14 protein-coding genes are annotated in these 19,822 nt (G+C 72.9%); 7 read left to right on the forward strand and 7 right to left on the reverse strand.

What is annotated here, in order from left to right:
- Positions 1-168 precede the first annotated feature (168 nt).
- Positions 169-1,071, forward strand: a complete 903-nt coding sequence (locus LG395_RS15245) for a DUF6424 family protein (RefSeq protein WP_225810053.1) — start codon at positions 169-171, stop codon at positions 1,069-1,071.
- Positions 1,072-1,093: 22 nt separating this feature from the next.
- On the opposite strand, the gene LG395_RS15250 is transcribed toward LG395_RS15245, so the two are convergent.
- A complete protein-coding gene (locus LG395_RS15250) occupies positions 1,094-2,311 on the reverse strand; it encodes an alginate lyase family protein (RefSeq protein ID WP_171150260.1) in 1,218 nt (405 codons plus the stop codon).
- A gap of 281 nt (positions 2,312-2,592) precedes the next feature.
- Here LG395_RS15250 and LG395_RS15255 point away from each other — a divergent pair, with 281 nt between their 5' ends.
- The 5 genes from LG395_RS15255 (at position 2,593) to LG395_RS15275 (ending at position 11,346) form a co-directional block, all read left to right on the forward strand.
- On the forward strand, positions 2,593-3,381 hold the full coding sequence (locus LG395_RS15255) for a lectin (RefSeq protein ID WP_372463294.1): 789 nt from the start codon (positions 2,593-2,595) through the stop codon (positions 3,379-3,381).
- A 130-nt stretch (positions 3,382-3,511) separates the two neighbouring features.
- Positions 3,512-4,624, forward strand: a complete 1,113-nt coding sequence (locus tag LG395_RS15260) for a glycoside hydrolase family 19 protein (RefSeq protein ID WP_171159487.1) — start codon at positions 3,512-3,514, stop codon at positions 4,622-4,624.
- A gap of 291 nt (positions 4,625-4,915) precedes the next feature.
- Positions 4,916-7,237 (forward strand): glycosyl hydrolase family 95 catalytic domain-containing protein, encoded by a 2,322-nt coding sequence (locus LG395_RS15265; protein ID WP_225810054.1) that lies wholly within the window; start codon positions 4,916-4,918, stop codon positions 7,235-7,237.
- A 133-nt stretch (positions 7,238-7,370) separates the two neighbouring features.
- Positions 7,371-9,290, forward strand: a complete 1,920-nt coding sequence (locus tag LG395_RS15270; RefSeq protein ID WP_225810057.1) for a glycoside hydrolase family 97 protein — start codon at positions 7,371-7,373, stop codon at positions 9,288-9,290.
- Positions 9,291-9,420: 130 nt separating this feature from the next.
- Positions 9,421-11,346 carry a glycoside hydrolase family 5 protein gene (locus tag LG395_RS15275; RefSeq protein WP_225810060.1) on the forward strand — a complete coding sequence of 642 codons (1,926 nt, stop codon included), beginning with the start codon at positions 9,421-9,423 and terminating at the stop codon, positions 11,344-11,346.
- A 57-nt stretch (positions 11,347-11,403) separates the two neighbouring features.
- Here LG395_RS15275 and LG395_RS15280 read toward each other — a convergent pair whose 3' ends face one another.
- The 6 genes from LG395_RS15280 to LG395_RS15305 all read right to left on the reverse strand — a co-directional run bounded on the left by LG395_RS15280 (position 11,404) and on the right by LG395_RS15305 (position 17,460).
- Positions 11,404-12,570, reverse strand: coding sequence for a MalY/PatB family protein (locus tag LG395_RS15280; RefSeq protein ID WP_225810061.1), 1,167 nt, complete (start codon positions 12,568-12,570; stop codon positions 11,404-11,406).
- 55 nt (positions 12,571-12,625) lie between these two features.
- Positions 12,626-13,867: an MFS transporter gene (locus tag LG395_RS15285; RefSeq protein WP_225810063.1), complete on the reverse strand. Its 1,242-nt coding sequence runs from the start codon at positions 13,865-13,867 to the stop codon at positions 12,626-12,628.
- Positions 13,864-15,039 (reverse strand): PLP-dependent cysteine synthase family protein, encoded by a 1,176-nt coding sequence (locus tag LG395_RS15290; RefSeq protein WP_225810066.1) that lies wholly within the window; start codon positions 15,037-15,039, stop codon positions 13,864-13,866. The genes LG395_RS15285 and LG395_RS15290 overlap by 4 nt, the downstream gene beginning before the upstream one ends.
- 116 nt (positions 15,040-15,155) lie before the next feature.
- The gene (locus tag LG395_RS15295) at positions 15,156-15,578 is read right to left on the reverse strand and encodes a hypothetical protein (RefSeq protein ID WP_225810234.1); all 423 of its coding nucleotides are present in this window, start codon (positions 15,576-15,578) and stop codon (positions 15,156-15,158) included.
- Positions 15,579-15,755: 177 nt separating this feature from the next.
- A complete protein-coding gene (locus LG395_RS15300) occupies positions 15,756-16,472 on the reverse strand; it encodes an alpha/beta fold hydrolase (protein ID WP_171150268.1) in 717 nt (238 codons plus the stop codon).
- A gap of 16 nt (positions 16,473-16,488) precedes the next feature.
- Positions 16,489-17,460: an alpha/beta hydrolase gene (locus tag LG395_RS15305; RefSeq protein WP_225810068.1), complete on the reverse strand. Its 972-nt coding sequence runs from the start codon at positions 17,458-17,460 to the stop codon at positions 16,489-16,491.
- A gap of 428 nt (positions 17,461-17,888) precedes the next feature.
- Here LG395_RS15305 and LG395_RS15310 point away from each other — a divergent pair, with 428 nt between their 5' ends.
- Positions 17,889-19,757, forward strand: a complete 1,869-nt coding sequence (locus LG395_RS15310; protein ID WP_225810235.1) for an amidohydrolase — start codon at positions 17,889-17,891, stop codon at positions 19,755-19,757.
- Positions 19,758-19,822: the final 65 nt, after the last annotated feature.

The raw sequence follows: 19,822 nt of genomic DNA on the forward strand, positions 1-19,822 counted from the left end.
ACGAGCTCGGCGGCGGTTTGCTGCCGCGCCGCGCACGCCGGCCCACCGGCCGCCCGCCGCAGGGGTCGCTCCGGCTCGCACACTGCCGCCCCACAGCGCACGATAATCACAGGGGACACTCGGACCACGGTCCGTGCTCCGGGCCGTGGGCGGCAGGAGGAGGTCGTCATGACCCGCGCCGACACCGTGGCCGCGGCCCGCATGCCCGGCACGATCCAGCCCGGCGGCGAGGAGTCGGAGAACCACCCCTGGAGGATCCGGCTGGTCAAGCACCCCGAGCGCTTCGAGTCGTCGTTCTTCAGGGCCGCGAAACGCACGGCACACAAGATCCTGGACGAGATCGCCGACGCCGACCTGCCCTACGGGCCCCGGCCCGTGGCACCGGCGCACTGGGAGATGCACCACGGGGGCAGCCTGTGGGTGAAGACGACGAGCGGCTGGCGGATGTACCGGGCCCGCGCGGGCATCGAGTGGAGCATGCAGTTCTGCGCCGAGCCGTCCAGGGTCGACCGGCTGCGCCAGGACGCGGCCGTGCTCGTGGCCGGGTTCCCCGAGACGCTGCCCGCCCTGGCGGAACTGGGTTACGAGGAGGCCGAGGAGCTGCTGCGCACGCCCGTCACGGACGCCGACGGTGTCGAGGCGTGGACCGACTCGCTGTTCAACTCCTGCGTGCCGATGAGCCGTTCGGATCACCAGGGAATCCTCCCCAAGGTACCCGGTGAGCACCACTACCCCTGGCCCGTCAAGGGCGCGGACTTCTTCCGGTACGAGGACTTCCAGCTGTGGGTGACCCTGCCCGACGGCACGCACGGCGCCGTGACACCGGTGGACCGGCGGGGTTCCGGTGACGGGCATGTGCGTCTGGTGCTCGCCCCCGAGGGCAGCCAGGCCGCGGACGCGCTGGCCGAGGCGCAGGACCGCGGGCTGATGGCGGTCCTGCCTCCCAACAGCTCAGCCGCGCTCCAGGCGTTCGCCGCCCAGATCGAGCCGGGACAGCGCACCGCGTCCGGCCCGCCGGCGGCCCGCCGGGCCCACGCGCACGGCGACGGACGGGGCGCGCGGGCCCGTTGAGCGGGACGGCACCGGCGTGTGCTCAGTTCGGGTTGTCCCCGTGGGTGAGGGTTTCCCAGGCGACGAAGAGGTTGTTGCTGCCGGCCGGGCGGTTCTGCTCGGTCAGGGCCTGGGTGTTGGTCATGGCGATGCCCAGGCGGTTGTGCAGGGCGTTGTAGCCGACCTCGGTGACCGGGCCCAGCCCCCGGTTCACCGACCCGCCGCACAGCCAGCTCGGGACGGCGGCGCCCAGTTCGTACTTGGACTGGAAGCCGAGCGCCTGCCGCAGCCGCTCGCCCACGTCGGTGCCGTACAGGTCCTGCCCCTGGATGCGGCTGGTCTCGGCGACGTGTGAGATGGCCGAGATGCCGTATCCGGTGTGGGTGAAGTCGCGGCAGGTCTCCTGGGTGAGCCCGGTGACGAAGGTGGACTGCCCCTGCCAGTAGGACACGATCTTGTCGCGCGTGTTCAGGTTCTGGCTCGGCACGGTCTTGGGCAGGTCGCCGTCGGAGGCGAGGTACACGTACGCGGCGGTGCGGGTGCGGAACTTCGCCATGGCGGTGTCGTACGACGCCTTGTCCTCCAGGAAGACGGAGATGCCGACGGCCGCCTCCATCATCGACAGCTCCCAGTTGCCGTTGGAGTTCGAGCCGTTGATGATCTCGGGCAGATAGACGTTGCGGAGCATCGTCGCGAACCGGCCGGAGTTGGCCCACGTGCCGGTGTACGTGTACTTGATGATCTCTGCGGCCTTCGGCCACGAGGATCCGGCCCAGCCCGTCTGCAGCGGGGCGTTGCTGTTGGTGTGGTCCTGGAGCACGGCGGACCAGGCGTCCATCAGCTCGATCGCCTTCTTGGCGTAGCGCTCGTCGCGGGTGAAGTACCAGGCGAGCGCGTCGGTGTACGCCGCGATCGCGTCCTCGCGTTCGTCGGTACAGCCGTAGTTGGGGTTGGAGTACGACCCGCACTCGACGACGGCGCGCGGCTGGGGGGTGCGGCTGAGGCTCGCGTACTTGCTGGCCATCATCTGGTCGTACGCGCTCTTCCAGGGCTGTACGCCGGCGAGCACCTTGCCGCGGGCGAAGTCGAGTTGGGCGCGGGAGACGGTGACGCCGGGGTGGGCGAAAGCGGCGGGTGCGGCCTGCGCCCGCTGGCTCCCGGGCCAGGAGAGCAGTCCGGTGGTGAGCAGGGTGGCCGCCGCCGTGAGGGCGAGGGCGGAGCGCGGGGATGTACGGCGGCGCCGAGCGGGTGTGTCCTGCATCTGATCCCGTCCTCGTATGTGAACGAAGTGCGGCTGACTGAACGTCGAGTTGACGAGACCATAGGTACGGACCAGGGGGCCGTCAAGAGGCCGGAAACGACAACTCCCGTCACGGGAGCGCGCTTTCACGTCTTGACGTGATTGGTTCAGACCTCTTACCTTCCCGGTGCCGGGCGGGCCTTCGCGCGCAGCGTTCGACTCGGCGAGGCCCTCCCTTTCCTCACCGACGCGAAAGGCAGTGATCTCCTCCCTTGTCCGCGCCATCCCCCCACCGTGCCCCGCTGTTCAGGGCCGTGCTCGCCGCCGCCTTCGCCGTCTCGGCCGGGCTGCTGGCCGCCTCCCCCGCGCAGGCCGCCACCGGCACGATCACCGGCCTGGCCGGCAAGTGCCTCGACGTCGCCGGGGCGAACTCCGCCGACGGCACCGCCGTACAGATCTACGACTGCAACGGCACCAGCGCCCAGCAGTGGACGGTCGGCAGCGACGGCACCATCCGCGCCCTCGGCAAGTGCCTCGACGTCACCGGCAACTCCACCGCCGACGGCGCCAAGGTGCAGCTGTGGACCTGTACCGGCGCCGCCAACCAGAAGTGGACCGTCACCGCCGCCCACGACATCGTCAACCCACAGGCCGACAAGTGCCTGGACGTGACCGACAACAACTCCGCCAACGGCTCCCGGACACAGATCTGGAGCTGCACCGGCGCCGCCAACCAGAAGTGGAACGCGCCCGCCGCGCAGCAGTCGGCCGAGCAGTGCTGGGCGACGCATTACGGGCCCCAGCCGCCCGGTGCCCTGACGGCCAGCGGCGAGGTCTTCGACAACAACGCCGACACGGCGGCGACCTCCCTCAGCCGCCAGCCGCAACTGCCCTTCGGTACCCGGGTCCAGGTGACCAACGTCGCCAACGGCCGGTCGCTGGTGGTCCGCATCAACGACCGGGGCACCTTCGCGCAGACGCCGCAGGAGCCCAAGTGCCTCGACCTGACCGACGGCGCGTTCAGCCGGCTCGGCGGCAGCCTGAACCCGGACGCCGGGCACATCGTCGTCACGCAGACCGTCCTCAACTGACTTTCCAGCACGCCGAGTTACCGGCCGACGTCGTGCGCCGGCCGCGCAGCTCCGCGCATCCCCCCTCGCAGTACGCCCCGTGAACTGGAGCGCATCCCCCATGAGACTCCCGTACTTCGGACGGATACCGATGACACGCCTGCACCCCGGACGGGTGCTGGCCGCTTCCGTCGCCGCCTGCCTCGCCGCGCTGTTCGCCGTCACCCCGGCCCAGGCCGCCGACGGACAGATCACCGGCCTCGCCGGCAAGTGCGTCGACGTGGCGGGCGCGAACAGCGCCAACGGCACCGCCGTACAGCTCTACGACTGCAACGGCACGAACGCCCAGCGGTGGTCCAACCCCGGCGACGGCACCCTGCGGGCGCTCGGCAAGTGCCTGGACGTCGTCGACCGCGGCACGGCCGACGGAACCGCCGTACAGCTGTGGGACTGCTCCGGCGGAGCGAACCAGCAGTGGGTGGTCACCGCCGCGCACGACATCGTCAACCCGGCCGCGAACAAGTGCCTGGACGTGCGCGACAACACCTCCGCCAACGGCACCCGTCTGCAGATCTGGAGCTGCACGGGCGGGGCGAACCAGAAGTGGAACGCGCCGGCGAGCGGCGGGGGCGGTACCACGCCTTCCGGGTTCGTCGTATCCGAGGCCCAGTTCAACCAGATGTTCCCGAACCGGAATCCCTTCTACACCTACAGTGGTCTCACCGCCGCGCTCGGCGCCTACCCCGGCTTCGCGAACACCGGCAGCGACACCGTGAAGAAGCAGGAGGCCGCCGCCTTCCTCGCCAACGTCAGCCACGAGACCGGCGGGCTCGTGTACGTGGTCGAGCAGAACACCGCCAACTACCCGCACTACTGCGACCCGAACCAGCCGTACGGCTGCCCGGCCGGCCAGTCGGCCTACTACGGGCGCGGTCCCATCCAGCTCTCCTGGAACTTCAACTACAAGGCCGCCGGTGACGCGCTCGGCATCGACCTGCTCGACAACCCCTGGCTGGTGCAGAACGACTCCGCCGTCGCCTGGAAGACCGGCCTGTGGTACTGGAACACCCAGACCGGGCCCGGCACGATGACCCCGCACAACGCCATGGTCAACGGCGCGGGCTTCGGCCAGACCATCCGCTCGATCAACGGCTCCCTGGAATGCGACGGCAAGAACCCCGCCCAGGTCCAGAGCCGCGTCGACGCCTACCAGAGGTTCACCCAGATCCTCGGCGTCAGCCCGGGCGGCAACCTGTACTGCTGACACACCGCTGGCACACCCCCAGCGCACCCCTGGCGCACGGGCCGGCACCGACCGGGCCCCCACGCGCCAGGGGTTTTCCCGTTGCGCCCCCGGGGTCCCGAATCCAGCCGGACCGGCCGGAGGCAACCCCTTTCACCTGCCGCATCCGGTCGAAGAGGCCTTAGACATCCGATGTGTTGTTCCCGTCGATCGAACTGTTCCCCGTTCGGACGATTGACAGGTGCACGACGGATACCTAGGTTCGCCGATACACCCGATGTATCGACGATCCGTCAGGTCTGGAGGACGACGATGGCCTCACAGTCGGACAAGCGCTCACCGGTGGCCAGGAGATCCGTGCTCGGTACCGCGCTGGGCGGAGCCGCGGTGGCGGCACTGCCGGGGGCGGCGCACGCGGAACAGGCGGGGACGGCCGGGGACACCGGCACGGCGGTCGCCGGACGGCCGTGGCGGCTCAGCTCCGCCCTGGCCGACGACAGCGCCTGGGAGAGGTTCCTGCGCGGCCAGGATCTGCTGTGGAGCCGGCTGCCCGCCCTCTGGTACGAGGGCCCCTTCCTGGGCGACGGGCTGCTCGGCAGCATGATCTACCGGGAGCCGGACACCAACCGGATCCGGTTCACCGTCCAGCACGGCCGGGTCCAGGACCACCGGCCCGAGTTCGGCAGCGGCTGGGGCACCTGCCGGCTGCCGGTCGGACACCTCACCCTCGAACCGGCCGGCACCATCACCGCCGTGGACTGGCGGCTGAGCCTGTGGAACGCCGAGCTGACCGGCACCGTGACCACCACCGCGGGCACACTCACCCTGGCCGCCCTCATCCACGACGAGGTCCTGGCCGTCCGCGTGACGGCGGGCGACGGCGAGCGGGTCGCCTGGACCTTCCACCCCGAGGAGGCCGTCAGCCCCCGCAGGATCCAGGAGGCCCCGCCCGCCGGCTACACCGGCAACCCGCCCTGGACCACCCCGACCGCGGCCGACGGCACCGAGCAGGTGCTCCAGCCGCTCACCGGGGGCGGGCAGACCGCCACCGCCTACCGTCGCACCGGGGGCGAACTGCTGCTCAGCGTCGGCCACAGCTTCCCCTCCGCGACCGCCGCGGAGGCCGACTCGCTGCGCAACCTGCGGCGCGGGACGTCGTACGCGGTCCTCCGGCGGCGGCACGTGCGCTGGTGGCACGCCTTCTACCGCAAGAGCTTCGTGTCCTTCCCGGACCAGCGGTTGCAGAGCTTCTACTGGATCCAGCTCTACAAGGTCGCCTCCGCCAGCCGCGCGGGCGGGCCCGTCATGGCCACCAGCGGGCCCTGGCTGGAGCCGACGCCCTGGCCGGCGGTCTGGTGGAACCTCAACGTCCAGCTGGAGTACTGGCTCATCCACGGCTCCAACCACCTGGAGCTCGACGCGCTCGCCGGCACCCTGCGGCAGAACCAGGAACAGCTCATCGCCAACGTGCCCGCCGCCTACCGCAAGGACAGCTCCGGGATCGGCCGCAGCTCCGACATGTTCGCCGACCGCTCCGTGGGCCGGCCGGGAACCGGCGCCGAGACGGGCGACCTCACCTGGGCGCTGCACAACGTGTGGCTGTCCTACCGGCACACCATGGACAAGTCCCTGCTGCGCGACACGATCTACCCGGTGCTGCGCCGGGCCGTCAACTACTACCTGCACTTCCTCACCCCGGGCAGCGACGGCAAGCTCCACCTGCCGAGCACGCTCTCACCCGAGTACCCCGTCGTCCCGCCGCAGGACACCAACTACGACCTGGCGCTGATCCGCTGGGGCTGCCGGACGCTCCTCGAGTCGGCCGAACTGCTCGGCATCAAGGACGAGTCGGCACCACGGTGGCAGGACGTGCTGGCCCGGCTCACGCCGTACCCGGTGGACGAGAACGGGTTCATGATCGGCGCCGACACCCCGTACGCGCAGTCCCACCGGCACTACTCGCACATGCTGATGGTGTACCCGCTGTACCTGGTCAACTGGGACCAGGTGGAGAACCGCGAACTGATCATGAAGTCGGTGACCCACTGGCACGCGCTGACCGGCGCCCACCGCGGCTACAGCTACACCGGGGCGGCGTCGATCCACGCCATGACCGGCGACGGCGACACCGCGCTCGGCTATCTGCGGAAGTTCTTCGACCCCACGACCCGCTACCCGTGCCGGGCCAACACGCACTACACCGAGGCCGGTCCGGTGATCGAGACCCCGCTGTCCGCCGCGCAGTCGCTGCACGACATGTTCTGCCAGAGCTGGGGCGGCGTGATCCGCGTCTTCCCCGCCGTCCCCTCGGCCTGGGCGGACGTCACCCTGCACGACTTCCGCACGCAGGGCGCCTTCCTGGTCAGCGCCGTCCGCAAGGCGGGCGTCACCCGGTTCGTCCGGGTCAGGAGCCTGGCGGGCGAACCGCTGAAGCTGCGGCACGGGCTGGGCGGAACCCTCACCGTGCTGCTGGACGACGGCTCCCCGGCGCACACCCGGGACCTCGGCGACGGCACCCTCGCCATCGACCTGCCCAAGGACCGCGAGGTGCTGGTCCACTCCGGGTCCCGTCCCGACCTGGTCATCGCTCCGGTGGCCGTCAGCGAACCCGGCCCGGCCTGGGGACTGCCCTGAGGCCTCTCGTCCGGATCACGCCGGGCTCCCGGGCCCCGGCACCGCGCCCTGATCCGGCCTGGTCCGAACAGAAGGCCCTCACGGCCCTCCCTGCCCCTCCCCCACCCCGACTCCTTCACCCGGGAGGATCCTCATGGCGGTTCCGATCAGGACCGCGGTCGCCGCGCTGTGCGCCGGGCTGGCGGCCTCCCTTCTCAGCGGCGCGCCCGCGCGGGCCGGGCAGGACCCCGGCTCCTCCGCGCACGTCTGGACCGTGTCCGCGCCCGGACCCGGCGCGGCGGCCCGGGCGCCACGCGCCCGTCTGTCCCTGGACGGCACCACCGGCACCCTCGACCTGTCGGTGTCCCGCGGCGGGCGGACGGTCATCGATCCGTCCCCCGTCGGCATCCGCACCGAGCGGGCCGATCTCTCGCGGGGCCTGCGGTTCCTGCACCGCGCCGACCGGCCGGTCGACGAGCGGTACCGGACGACGTCCGGCAAACGGCTCGACCGGCGGTCCCTGATGAACGAGACGCGGCTGTCGTTCGGCAACGCCGCGGGCGCCCGGTTCGACCTCGTCGTCCGTGCCGCCGCCGACGGTGTCGCCTACCGGTACGTACTGCCCGGCGGATACGGCGACGTGCTCGGCGAGACCTCCGCGTTCACGCTGCCGTCGGACGCGCGCGCGTGGCTCAGCCCCTACCGGGCGGACAACGAGGGCCAGTTCGCCGAGTACTCCGCCGGCACCGCGCCCACCGGCTCGTACTCGGACCAGGCACTGTTCGCGACCGACGGCGGCTACACGCTGCTCGCCGAGTCGGGCCTGACCGGGGCCTACTCCGGTGCCCGGCTCACGCACGACCAGGGCGGCGGCACGTACCGGGTCACGCTCGCCGACGAGCGCGTCCACGGCAGCGGGGGCCCGCTCGCCACACCGTGGCGGGCCATGGTCACCGGCAGCCTGGCCACCGTCACCCGGTCCACGTTCACCGACGACCTCGCTCCCGCCTCCCGGGTCGCCGACACCTCGTGGATCCGGCCCGGCACCGCGCTGTGGACCTGGCTCGCCGGAGGCCGCGCGGCCGGCCAGAGCCTCACGGCGCAGAAGGCGTACGTCGACTACGCCGCCGCGCGGCACTGGCCGTACGAGGCGGTCGACGCGGGCTGGTACTTCAAGAGCGACCAGTGGGACACCACCGACCCCGACTGGCCGACGAACAGCTGGCTGCCCCGGCTCACCGCGTACGCGCGGACCAAGGGCGTCGGCATCATCGTCTGGATCCACCAGCGCGACCTGGACACGCCCGAGGAACGCGCCCAGTGGCTGCCCACGCTGGAGCGGTGGGGCGTCAAGGGCGTCAAGATCGACTTCATGAACGCGGAGTCGCAGTCCATGCTCCAGTGGTACGACGCCGTCCTGGAGGAGACGGCAGCACACCACCTCATGGTCGACTTCCACGGCTCCACGGTCCCGAAGGGCATCCAGCGCACCTGGCCGCAGGTCATGACCATGGAGGGGGTCGGCGGCGAGGAGAAGCGCACCAACACGTCCGCCCACCTGACCACCCTGCCGTTCACGCGCAACGTCCTCGGCTCCATGGACTTCACCCCCGGCGGCTTCCAGCGCGCCGGCCAGCGCCCGGACTCCGACGCGGCCGAGGCCGGTCTCGCCGTCGCCTACGAGTCGGGGCTGCAGATGCTCGCCGGCAGCCCGGAGGCGTACGACGCCCGGCCGCTCGCCCGGGACTTCCTCGCCCAACTGCCCGCCGCCTGGGACGACACCCGGCTGCTCGCGGGCGCACCCGGGCAGGAGGCGGTCCTCGCCCGGCGCGGCGGCGACCGCTGGTTCCTGGGCGGCGTGTACGCCGGTCCCGCGCGCAGGGCCGAGGTGCCGCTGGACGTCGGGCCCGGACGGTGGCTGGTCGAGACGGTCCGGGACGGCGCCGACGGACTGGTCCAGGACCGGCAGGTGATGCGCGGCGGCGACACGCTCGGCGTCGACGTCGTCGCGGGCGGCGGCTTCGCCGGGATCGCCTGCCGCTGGCACCCGGGGGTCACCACCTGCCGCCGCTGAGGCCGGCGCCGGCCGGCGCGGGTATGGACCTGCGCGGTCCTTCCCGGCACGGTGGTGGGCACTCCGGCCGGGCGGTGCCATCGACCGGTCACCGCCCGGCTCCCCGCCTCCGACCCCAAGGGCTTCCCTCATGCCGATGCCACCAGCCGCGCTGCGGCTCGCCGTCACCGCCGTGGGACTCCTCCTCACGGCCACCACCGGCACCACCGCCGCGGCCCCCGCCGCCGCGGCGCCCCCCAGCGCGCCCGCCCGGTTCGCCGCCGACACGCCGGACCAGGCCGCCTGGTCCGCGCCATTGTCGACCCGGGGCCGGTACGTCGTCGACGCGCACGGCGACCGCTTCCGGATGAAAGGCGCCAACTGGGACGGCGCGCAGGGCTCCTGGACCGGCAGCGGCAGCGCCGCCGACCCCGCCAACCACCACGCCGGACAGGACTCGCACGGCATACCGCTGGGCCTTGACCGTGCACCCCTCACGCGACTGCTGGCCGACTTCCACCAGGTGGGCATCAACACCATCCGGCTGCCGTTCTCCGACGAGATGATCCACAGCACGGCGCCCGTCCCCGACAGCGCGGTCGCGGCCAACCCCGCACTGCGCGGCAGGACGCCGCTGGAGGTCTACGACGCCGTGGTGGAGGCGCTCGCCCGAAGCGGTTTCGCCGTCGTGCTCAACAACCACACCAACACCTCACGGTGGTGCTGCGGCATCGACGGCAACGAGCGGTGGAACAGCGCGCAGACCACCGCGCAGTGGGCGGAGGACTGGGTCTTCATGGCCCGCCGCTACGCCTCCGTGCCCCGCGTGGTCGGCGCCGACCTGTACAACGAGGTACGGCGTGACGTGCTGGACGACCCCAACTGGGGCCTCGGGGACGACCACGACTGGTACAGCGCGGCCCGGCTCGCCGCCGACCGCATCCTCACCGAGGCGAACCCGCGCCTGCTCATCGTGATCGAGGGCATCAACTGGACCGGTGTGCCTGTCGACGGACTCCCCCACGGCCGGCCGGTGCTCACCCCCGCGCGCACCCTCTCGCACACCCTCCTGGACGCCCGCAAACTCGTGTACTCCGCCCACTTCTACGGCTACACGGGCCCCCGCCACAGCGGCGCGACGGGCATCGGCGAGACCCACGACGCCCGCTACCAGGACCTCTCCCGCGCCGAGCTGGCCGCGGCCCTGGACGACGAGGCGTTCTTCGTGGAGGAGACCGGCCGGCACTACACCGCACCCGTCTGGGTGAGCGAGTTCGGCATCGGCTCGGGCGAGACGAATCCGGCCGCCCGCGAATGGTTCGGCAATGTCACCGACTACTTCGCGGACCACGACGCCGACTTCGCGTTCTGGCCGCTGGTCGGCTTCGAGGGCCACGACGACTGGGCACTGCTGCGCTACGACACCGCGGGGCACCGCTCCGGCATCCTCGACCCCGGCGACTGGCGCGCCACCGCGTGGCAGCGCCTGATGTCCGCGCCGGGCGCGGCCGGTCCCGTGGCCCCCGTCCCGCTCTGGCGCATGCTGAGCACCGATCACGCAGACGCGGTGGCGTCGCCGCGGGTGCGCGCCACGGGAGACTGGGACCCGGGAGCGTACAAGGCGGCCTGCCCCGACGGTACGCGGCTGGCGGGGCTGAGCCACACCGGCGGGCGTGGCCTGTGCACCGACGCCGGGGCGGGAGAGCTGCGCGCCGGCGACGCCCGCCAGACGGTCGTCACCGACGAGCGGTACGTACCGGCCGGCGGGGACTGGGCGTCCGGGTACACCAAGTACCAGTGCCCCGCCGGGGAGTTCCTCATCGGCTACAGCGTGCGGGGCGAGCGCGTCTCGGCGGCCCTGTGCGTCCCGGCACGGACCACGCTGCCGGGCTCCGGGCGCACGGTGTGGTTCGACCGGTCCGACAGCCGTCCAACCGACGGCGCCGGCGGGGACTTCGCGTACGGCGCCTACAAGGGCCAGTGCGCGACGACCGAGTACGCCGCCGGGATCGCCTTCACCACCCGCGTGGGCAGCCGCCCCGGCCCCGCGGCCCTGCTGTGCCGCACCCTGCCCTGAGCACCGGGGGCTCTCCGGCACGAGCCGGCCGCGCGGTCGGCGGGAACACCGGCGGCCTCAGTTCAGGGCCTCGCGGAGCCGGCGCAGGATCTCTCTCAGGATGCTCTCCGACGTCCCGAAGTTGAGCCGTACGAAGCCCTCTCCCTCCGCTCCGAACGTGCGGCCGTCGTTGAGCAGGACGCGGGCCTTCTCCAGGAAGAAGGCCCGCGGATCGGTGTCCAGTCCCAGCTCACGGCAGTCGAGCCAGGCGAGGAACGTCGCCTGCGGCGTCCGGTGGAGCACACCGGGCGGAAGCTCCTCGCGCACCAGCCGGGCGTTGCGCGCGAGGACCGTCCTCAGCTCCGCCAGCCAGGCGTCCCCGTCCCGCCAGGCGGCGAGGGTGGCCGCGACGCCGAAGGTGTTCGGCTCGCCGTACAGATGGGTGGGGTGCGCCAGCGCCTCGCGTACGCCGGCCGCGCCGACGTGGGCGACGGCGCAGCGCAGTCCCGGCACGTTGAACGCCTTGGTGGCCGAGGTCAGGGTGACCGTGCGCGCCGCCACCTCGGCCGAGAGGGAGGCGAACGGGAGGTGGCGGTGCGGGTCGTGCACGAGGTCGGAGTGGATCTCGTCCGCGACGACCAGCAGGCCGTGGCGCAGGGCGAGCCCTGCCAGCGTCTCCAGTTCCTCGCGGCGCAGCACGCGTCCCGTCGGGTTGTGCGGGTTGACGAGCAGCAGCACCCGCGCCGGCCGTTCCCGCAGTTCCCCCTCGAGCCGCTCGGTGTCGAACGTCCAGCCGTCGCCGTCCGGTGTGTACGGCACCGGGTGGAGGCGCCGCCCCATGCTCGCGATCGTCTCCAGGAAAGGCGGGTAGGCCGGCGTGTGCACCACGACACCGTCGCCCGGCCGCGTGGCGGCGTTCAGTACGGCCTGGAGGCCCTGGTTGATGTCGGTGAACTCCCGTACGTGCGAGGCGTCGGGCAGCCAGCCGTGACGTGTCCGCATACGCTCGGCGAAGGCGGCCCGCAGGGGGTTGTGGACCGACCGTCCGTCCCAGGCGGGGTAGCCGAGGTCGTCGTCCACGCACCGCGCCAGGGCCGCGCGCACGACGGGAGCCGGTGGGAAGTCCGTCTCCGCGATCCACGCGGGCAGTACGTCCGGCTCGACGCCCCTCCACTTCGCTCCGGGCCGCCGGTACAGCGCGCGGACGTCCAGGTCGTCGAACACGGGGTGCCTCTCTGCCGCCATCCGTCCATCCTGACGCCGGCGGGACGTGAAGGCACCCCCGGTGCCCGGCGACACCTCATCCGGTCACCGGTGCCGGCCGTACCGCGAGGTGTCCGCCGAGGTGCAGCCGGGTGACCAGTCCGGCGCACCCGAGGCCGGTCGCGGCCAGGGCCGCCCACGGCAGCCAGCGCACCCCGGTGTCGAACAGCGCGCCGACGGCGAGGTTGCCCAGGGAGATCGCGATGCCGGACGCGGTGTTGTAGGCGCCGTAGTACGTCGCGACGAGCCGGTCGCCCGCAAGCCGCACCACGGTGTCCATCTCGAAGGGGTACAGCAGTGCCCCGCCCCAGGCCAGCAGGACCGCGCACACCGTCAGCGCGCAGAGTCCGGCCGGCGCGCCGTACGAGCGGGGCAGCAGGGGCACGAACGCCACGCCCATGACCGCGAGCCCCCACACGACGGCCCGCGGTCCGGACAGGGTGCGTTGCGCCCACGCGGTCAGTTTGAGCTGGCCTGCCAGCGCGGCCAGCGCCGACGCGGCGAAGACCGCGCCGGTGACCCATCCGGTCCGCTCGCCGAAGAGCGCGCGGGCGTGCAGCGGGAGGGCGAGGTAGACCTGGAACGCCAGGACGTAGGAGCCGCTCATGGCGGCGGCGAAGAGCAGGAAGGGCCGGTTGGCGGCGACGGCGCGCCAGTCGGCGGCGACCGCCCGCCAGGCGGGCCCGGCGCCGCGGTCGGGCGTGGGCCGGGCGGGCAGGGCGCGGGACTGCAGCACGGCGAGGGCGCCGAAGATGACGGCCGCGACCGTGCACACCGCGCCGAAGTTCCAGGCCAGCAGGGCGAGCCCGGCGAGCGGGCCGACCAGGATGCCCGCCTGGTAGAAGACGTTGAAGGCGGCGAACGCCGCCACCCTGCGCTCCTCGCCGGCGTCCGCCGCGAGATACGCCCGGACGGCCGGGTTGAACAGCGCGCCCGCCAGGCCGGTCAGCGCCGACGCCACCACCAGGGCGGGGAGCGAGCCGGCGACCGCCAGCAGCCCGAAGGCGACCGCGCGCAGGGCGCATCCGGTCAGGATCATCGGCTTGCAGCCGTAGCGGTCGGCGAGGGTGCCGCCGACGAGGAACATGCCCTGCTGGGAGAGGTTGCGCACCCCCAGGACCAGGCCGACCGCCCAGGCGGCGAGGCCGAGGCCGTGGGCCAGGTGGTCGGCGAGGTAGGGCATGAGCATGTAGAAGCCCAGGTTGATGGCGAACTGGTTGACCATCAGCAGCCGGGCCGGCCGGTCGAAGGAGGCCAGGGGCAGGCGTGACCGCTTCACCGGGCGCCCGCCTTCGTCAGGTCACGCGCGAGCGGGTCACGGACCCGGCCGCACCGCGTCCACCGGGTCACCACGCTCGCGTCCGGCTCGGTGATGTCGTCGGGCTCCGGCGGCGGTGTCCGCCCCAGGAGGCCGTGCTCGCGGCACCAGCCGTCGTCGTAGACCGTGTGCAGGTAGCGGTGCGGGCCGTCGGGGAAGACCGCGGCGATCCTCGTCCCGGCGGGGTACGTCCGCGCCGCCCACCCGGCCACCAGCGCCACCGCTCCGACGCTCCAGCCGCCGGAGGCGTAGTGCCGGCGGGCGAGTTGGCGGCAGGCCCAGACCGCCTCGGCCGGGGCCACCCAGTGGACCTCGGAGAAGGCCGCGTAAACGACGTTGTCCGGGTGGATGCTGGAGCCGAGGCCGCGCATCAGCCGGGGTCCCGCCGGCTGGCCGAAGATCGCCGAGCCGACCGAGTCCACCCCGATCAGCGTCAGCCGGGGCAGGATCCCCCGCAGTGCGGCGGACACGCCGGCGGAGTGTCCGCCCGTGCCGACCGCCGTCACCAGCACGTCGACCCGGCCGAGTTGGGCGATCAGCTCGGCCGCGAGGGGCCGGTAGGAGGCGACGTTGTCGGGGTTGCGGTACTGGTCCGGACAGTAGGCGCCCGGCGTGCGGGCCAGCAGCTCGGCGACGCACGCGCGGCGCGCCTCCTGCCAGCCGCCCTCGGGGTGCGGCGCGGCGACCTGGACGACGCGTGCGCCCCGCGCGGTCAGCAGGCGCGCCATGGCCGGTTCCATACCGGGGTCGGTCACGACGGTCACCGGGTGGCCGTAGGTCAGCCCGGCCAGGGCGAGGCCCAGGCCGAGCGTGCCGCTGGAGGACTCGATCACCGGCGCGCCCGGCGCGAGGTCGCCGCGCCGGCGGGCCTCGCGGACCATGTGCAGGGCGGGCCGGTCCTTGATGCCGCCGGGGTTGGCGCCTTCCAGCTTGGCGTGGAAGCCGCGGCCGGGCGGGGCGAAGGGTTCGTCCACCCACAGGACCGGGGTGTCGCCGACCAGGTGGGCGGGGCGCCGGGCGGTCCGCAGGCGGGGGGTGCGGGTCCGGAAGGGTTCGGGCAGGGGTTCCGCGGGGAGTCCGGGGAGCGAACCGGGCAGGGCTTCGGGGAGGGATCCGGGCAGGGAGGGGTGCATGGCGTACGGCTCCTTCGCGCCCGGCGGCGGTGCGACGGGCGCTGTGCGAGTGGGGGGCGGCGCGCGAGGCACGCCCGGACCGCGCGGAGGCGGGTCGGGGGCGTGCGGACGCGGGCCTACTGCCGTAGCACGCAGACGGGCGCGAGCGAGGAGCGGTGCGCACAGGAGAGGGGGACACCGGGCGGGCCGCGCCGGACGGTGTGGGTGACGGGCCCGTCCAGCCCGGTGGGAGGGAGCGGCTGGTGCGGCCCGCCGTCGAGGGGCGTGTCGTCCAGAGCGGCACGCGGCCGGTCCGCCGTGTGGTCGAGGTGCCCGTCCGCCGCGTGCCGGTGCTGGGGCGGTCCGTTCGAGTCCGGCTCGTCGGCTCCGTCCGCGACCTGCCGGACGTCCTGCGCCACCAGGGCGCTCGGGTCCGGGCCGGCGAAGGAGCAGGCGTGCACCGCGCCGGTGAGGTGGACGGCGATCACCAGGACCAGCCCCGTCAGCAGGGCGGCACGACGGAAGCGCACCGCGCGTCCGCCACCGCTGCCCCACGACATGATCACAGCCCCACAGTAATCATGCCGTGACGTTATGTCACAGCGGCAGGGGTGCGATTCGCCTGGGCGAGGGCTTTGCTGCCTGGCGGCCCCGGTGCCGCGGGCGGCGGCCCGCCGGGCGAGACCGCGCGGACGCGATACGGGGGAGACGTCCGCGCGGTCGTTCGTGGAGCCGGGTCAGCCGGTCGCGCGGACCGCGTCGCGGATCAGCTCGGCGACCGCCTTCGGCTGGGAGACGGCCACGGCGTGGGAGGCGCCCTCGATCTCGACGGTCGTCGCCCCGGCCCGCTTCGCGCCGAAGCGCTCCACCTCCGGGTTGATGGCGTTGTCGGCGCCGGCCACCAGGGCCCAGGACGGCTTGGTCCTCCAGGCGGCGGCGGAGGCCGTCTCCTCGAAGGCGGCGGCGGCCAGCGGGCGCTGCGCCGCCGCGAGGACCTTGGTGACCTCCGCGGGCACGTCGGCGGCGAAGACCGACGGGAAGGCGTCCTGCGCGATGGTGACCTCGACGGCGGGCTCGCCGCCCGGCACGGGGTACGTCCACTGCTTGAGGTTGCTCACCAGCGGCGAGAGCGGGAAACGGCCCTGGAGTTCGCCGAGGCTCTCGCCCTCTTCGAGTGCGTAGGCGGCCACGTAGACGAGGCCGACCACGTTCTCGGTGGTGCCGGCCACGGTGATCAGCGCACCGCCGTACGAGTGGCCGACCAGCACGACCGGACCGTCGATCTGGGCCGCGACGGAGGCGACGTACGCGGCGTCGGACGCGAGGCCGCGCAGCGGGTTCGGCGGCGCGATCACGGGAATGCCGTGGCTCTGCAGCTCCTCGATGACTGCGGACCAGCTCGCCGCGTCGGCGAAGGCACCGTGCACCAGGACGACGGTGGGCGTGGTGCTCATGTGTGTCTCCTCGGGGTCAGGCGGTGTGCAGGGCCGCGTGCAGCGTGCGGACCGCCATGGTGATGGCGGCCTCGGCGGCGTGCGTGCCGCGCAGGGCGTTGAGCATCACGAAGTCGTGGATGATGCCCTGGAAGCGGACCGCGGTGACGGGCACACCGGCCTCGCGGAGCTTGTTGGCGTACGCCTCGCCCTCGTCGCGCAGCACGTCGGCCTCGCCGGTGATGACCAGGGCCGGGGGCAGCCCGGCGAGCTGCTCGGTGGTGGCGCGCAGCGGGGAGGCGGTGATCTGGGCGCGCTCGGTCTCGTCGGTGGTGTACTGGTCCCAGAACCACTGCATGCCGTCGCGGCGCAGGAAGTAGCCGGTGGCGAACTGGTGGTAGGACGGCGTGTCGAAGTCGGCGTCGGTGACCGGGTAGAACAGCACCTGCTGCACCAGCGGGATCCCGCCGCGTTCCTTGGCCATCAGGGTCAGCGCGGCGGTCATGTTGCCGCCCACGGAGTCACCGGCCACGGCCAGGCGGGAGCCGTCCAGGCCCTTGGTGGCGCCCTCCTCCACGACCCACTTGGCGACGGTGAAGTTCTGCTCGATGGCGACCGGGTAGCGGACCTCGGGCGAGAGGTCGTACTCGGGGAAGACGACGGCGGCCTCGGCGCCCACGGCGAGTTCGCGCACGAGGCGGTCGTGGGTGTGGGCGTTGCCGAAGACCCAGCCGGCGCCGTGGATGTAGAAGATGACGGGCAGGGTGCCGGTGGCGCCGGCGGGCTTGACGATCCGTGCCCGGACGCTGCCGGTGGGGCCGCCCTGGACGGTGATCCACTCCTCGTCGACGGCGGGCTTGTCGATCTCGCCGGACTGGACCTCGTCGACGGCCTTGCGGCCCTCGGCCGGGGCCAGGTCGAAGAGGTAGGGCGGGTTGGCGGTCGCCGCCACGAACTCGGCCGCGGCCGGCTCCAGCACCGGGGTCACCGGCGCCTGGGCATCAGACATGTGAATCTCCTGGACGTGCGTAGGGGCGCCGGTCGTTCCGGCGTACGAGCCGGATCGTCGTGCTGGGCACTCCGGCGCCGCTGAGCGCAACCCTAGGAGCGCCGCCGGCACCACGATTGCCCGTCCGTGCACGCCTCGCGTCCTGAAAGTGCACGGATGCCGTCCGCCGCGCGCCCTGTGCGCTGTGGGGAACGGGCCAGTGCACGGACGGGACACACCGCGGTGATCATCGGCCCTAGCGTGAGGGCACAGCGGTCGCGGTCCGCCCGTCGGTACGGCCACGGACTCTCGCGCCATCACCGCTTTCTCGCCCGCGTCTTCGATCGCGTCTCCCGTCGCCCCGCTCGTGTTCTTCCCTGCCACCGGGCGCGGGCACGGCGGACATCCAGGACGCCCACCACAAAGGAGGTCTCGCACACGTGTCTGTCATGCCGGTCGGCGGGCTGGTTCCCCAGGCCATCGACGATGCCGCGGATCTGGTCGTCCGCAACGCCAGTATCCATACGGGTGACCCGCGCCGCCCGCGGGCCGAGGCGCTCGCGGTGCGGGACGGCGTCATCACGGTCGTGGGCGACGACAAGGACGTCGCCCCGCACGTCGGGCCCGCCACGAAGGTGGTGGACGCGCTCGGCCGGCGGATGATCCCAGGGCTCAACGACGCCCATCTGCATGTGATCCGGGGCGGTCTCAACTACGTCCTGGAGCTCCGCTGGGACGGGGTCCGCACGCTCCGGCAGGCCCTGGCGATGCTGCGGGAGCAGGCGGCGCGGACGCCGAAGGGCCAGTGGGTGCGGGTGGTCGGGGGCTGGTCGGCCGACCAGTTCGCCGAGCGCCGGCTGCCGACCGTGGCCGAGCTGAACGCCGCCGCCCCCGACACGCCGGTGTTCGTGCTGCACCTGTACCAGTCGGCCGTCCTCAACCGGGCGGCGCTGCGGGCCGCGGGCTACGCCAAGGACACCCCCGACCCGAAGGGCGGGCAGATCGTCCGCGGCCGGGACGGGGAGCCGACCGGCATGCTGCTGGCCGCGCCGAGCGCCCTCATCCTCTACTCGACGCTGGCCAAGGCGCCGGTGCTGGAGGGGGAGGACAGGAAGGTGTCGACCCGTCACTTCCTGCGCGAGCTGAACCGGTTCGGCCTGACCTCGGCGATCGACGCCGCCGGCGGTTTCCAGAACTTCCCCGAGAACTACGGCACCGTCATCGAGCTGGCGAAGGCCGGTCAGCTGTCGCTGCGCATCGCCTACCACCTCTTCCCGCAGACCGCGGGCCAGGAGATAGCCGACCTCACCCGCTGGATCGAGATGGCCCGCCCGGAGGACGGGGACGCGTGGCTGCGTCTCAACGGCGCGGGCGAGAACCTCACCTGGGCGGCGGCGGACTTCGAGAACTTCAGCCAGCCGCGCCCCGAACTGGGCGACTACGAGGCCGAGTTCGAGAAGGCCGTACGTCTCCTCATGGAGCACGGCTGGGGGTTCCGGCTGCACGCCACGTACGACGAGACCATCCGCCGGGATCTCGCGGTGTTCGAGAAGCTGGCCGCCGAGGGTCTCTTCCCGGCCGGGAACCGGTGGTTGTTCGACCACGCGGAGACCGTGTCCGCGCAGAGCCTCGACCGGGTCGCCGCGCTCGGCGGTGCCATGTCCGTCCAGAACCGGCTGTACTTCCAGGGCGAGGCGTTCCTGCGCCGCTACGGCCCCGGGGCCGCCGCGGACGCCCCGCCCATCCGGGCCATGCTGGACCGCGGGCTGACCGTGGCCGCCGGCACGGACGCCACCCGGGTCTCCACCTACAACCCCTGGGTCGCCCTGCACTGGCTGGTGAGCGGACGGGACATCGGCGACCTGGTGCTCCGCTCCCCCGGCAACCGTGTCGACCGGGAGACCGCGCTGCGGATGTTCACCGTCGCCGGCGCCGAGCTGACCGGCGAGGAGCAGGTCAAGGGCGTGCTGCGGCCCGGGTGTTACGCGGACCTCGCGGTGCTGTCCGACGACTTCTTCACCGTGCCGGAGCCGGAGATCGCGCACATCGAGTCGCTGCTCACGGTGACCGGCGGCCGGATCGTCTACGCCGCCCGCGAGTACGAGGGCCTGGACGAGGAGCTGCCACCCGTCACCCCCGCGTGGAGCCCGGTGGCGCACTTCGGCGGCTACCAGGCGTCCCGGCGTGACGGTGTGCGCCAGGCCGAGGCCCTCGGCGAGGCCGTCGCGGAGTCGGAGCAGCACCGCGCCTGGCGCGCACGGCGCGGTCTGACCCCCGGCGCCGCCGACATGCCGTTCGATCCCTGCTTCGTCCTCTGAAGCGGCCCTCCCCCGCTTCGTCCCCACCCCCAGACCCCGTCCCCAGGACGGTCGTTGTCCGGCGC

It is taken from the genome of Streptomyces spinosus (assembly GCF_020400655.1).
GTDB lineage: Bacteria > Actinomycetota > Actinomycetes > Streptomycetales > Streptomycetaceae > Streptomyces > Streptomyces argyrophylli.

What these genes read in the sequence shown, in the direction of transcription:
- LG395_RS15275 (WP_225810060.1), top strand. Translation starts at nt 9,421, where the DNA reads ATGCCGATGCCACCAGCCGCGCTGCGGCTCGCCGTCACCGCCGTGGGA.
- LG395_RS15290 (WP_225810066.1), bottom strand. Translation starts at nt 15,039, where the DNA reads ATGCACCCCTCCCTGCCCGGATCCCTCCCCGAAGCCCTGCCCGGTTCG.
- LG395_RS15270 (WP_225810057.1), top strand. Translation starts at nt 7,371, where the DNA reads ATGGCGGTTCCGATCAGGACCGCGGTCGCCGCGCTGTGCGCCGGGCTG.
- LG395_RS15245 (WP_225810053.1), top strand. Translation starts at nt 169, where the DNA reads ATGACCCGCGCCGACACCGTGGCCGCGGCCCGCATGCCCGGCACGATC.
- LG395_RS15310 (WP_225810235.1), top strand. Translation starts at nt 17,889, where the DNA reads ATGCCGGTCGGCGGGCTGGTTCCCCAGGCCATCGACGATGCCGCGGAT.
- LG395_RS15260 (WP_171159487.1), top strand. Translation starts at nt 3,512, where the DNA reads ATGACACGCCTGCACCCCGGACGGGTGCTGGCCGCTTCCGTCGCCGCC.
- LG395_RS15250 (WP_171150260.1), bottom strand. Translation starts at nt 2,311, where the DNA reads ATGCAGGACACACCCGCTCGGCGCCGCCGTACATCCCCGCGCTCCGCC.
- LG395_RS15300 (WP_171150268.1), bottom strand. Translation starts at nt 16,472, where the DNA reads ATGAGCACCACGCCCACCGTCGTCCTGGTGCACGGTGCCTTCGCCGAC.
- LG395_RS15295 (WP_225810234.1), bottom strand. Translation starts at nt 15,578, where the DNA reads ATGTCGTGGGGCAGCGGTGGCGGACGCGCGGTGCGCTTCCGTCGTGCC.
- LG395_RS15280 (WP_225810061.1), bottom strand. Translation starts at nt 12,570, where the DNA reads ATGGCGGCAGAGAGGCACCCCGTGTTCGACGACCTGGACGTCCGCGCG.
- LG395_RS15305 (WP_225810068.1), bottom strand. Translation starts at nt 17,460, where the DNA reads ATGTCTGATGCCCAGGCGCCGGTGACCCCGGTGCTGGAGCCGGCCGCG.
- LG395_RS15265 (WP_225810054.1), top strand. Translation starts at nt 4,916, where the DNA reads ATGGCCTCACAGTCGGACAAGCGCTCACCGGTGGCCAGGAGATCCGTG.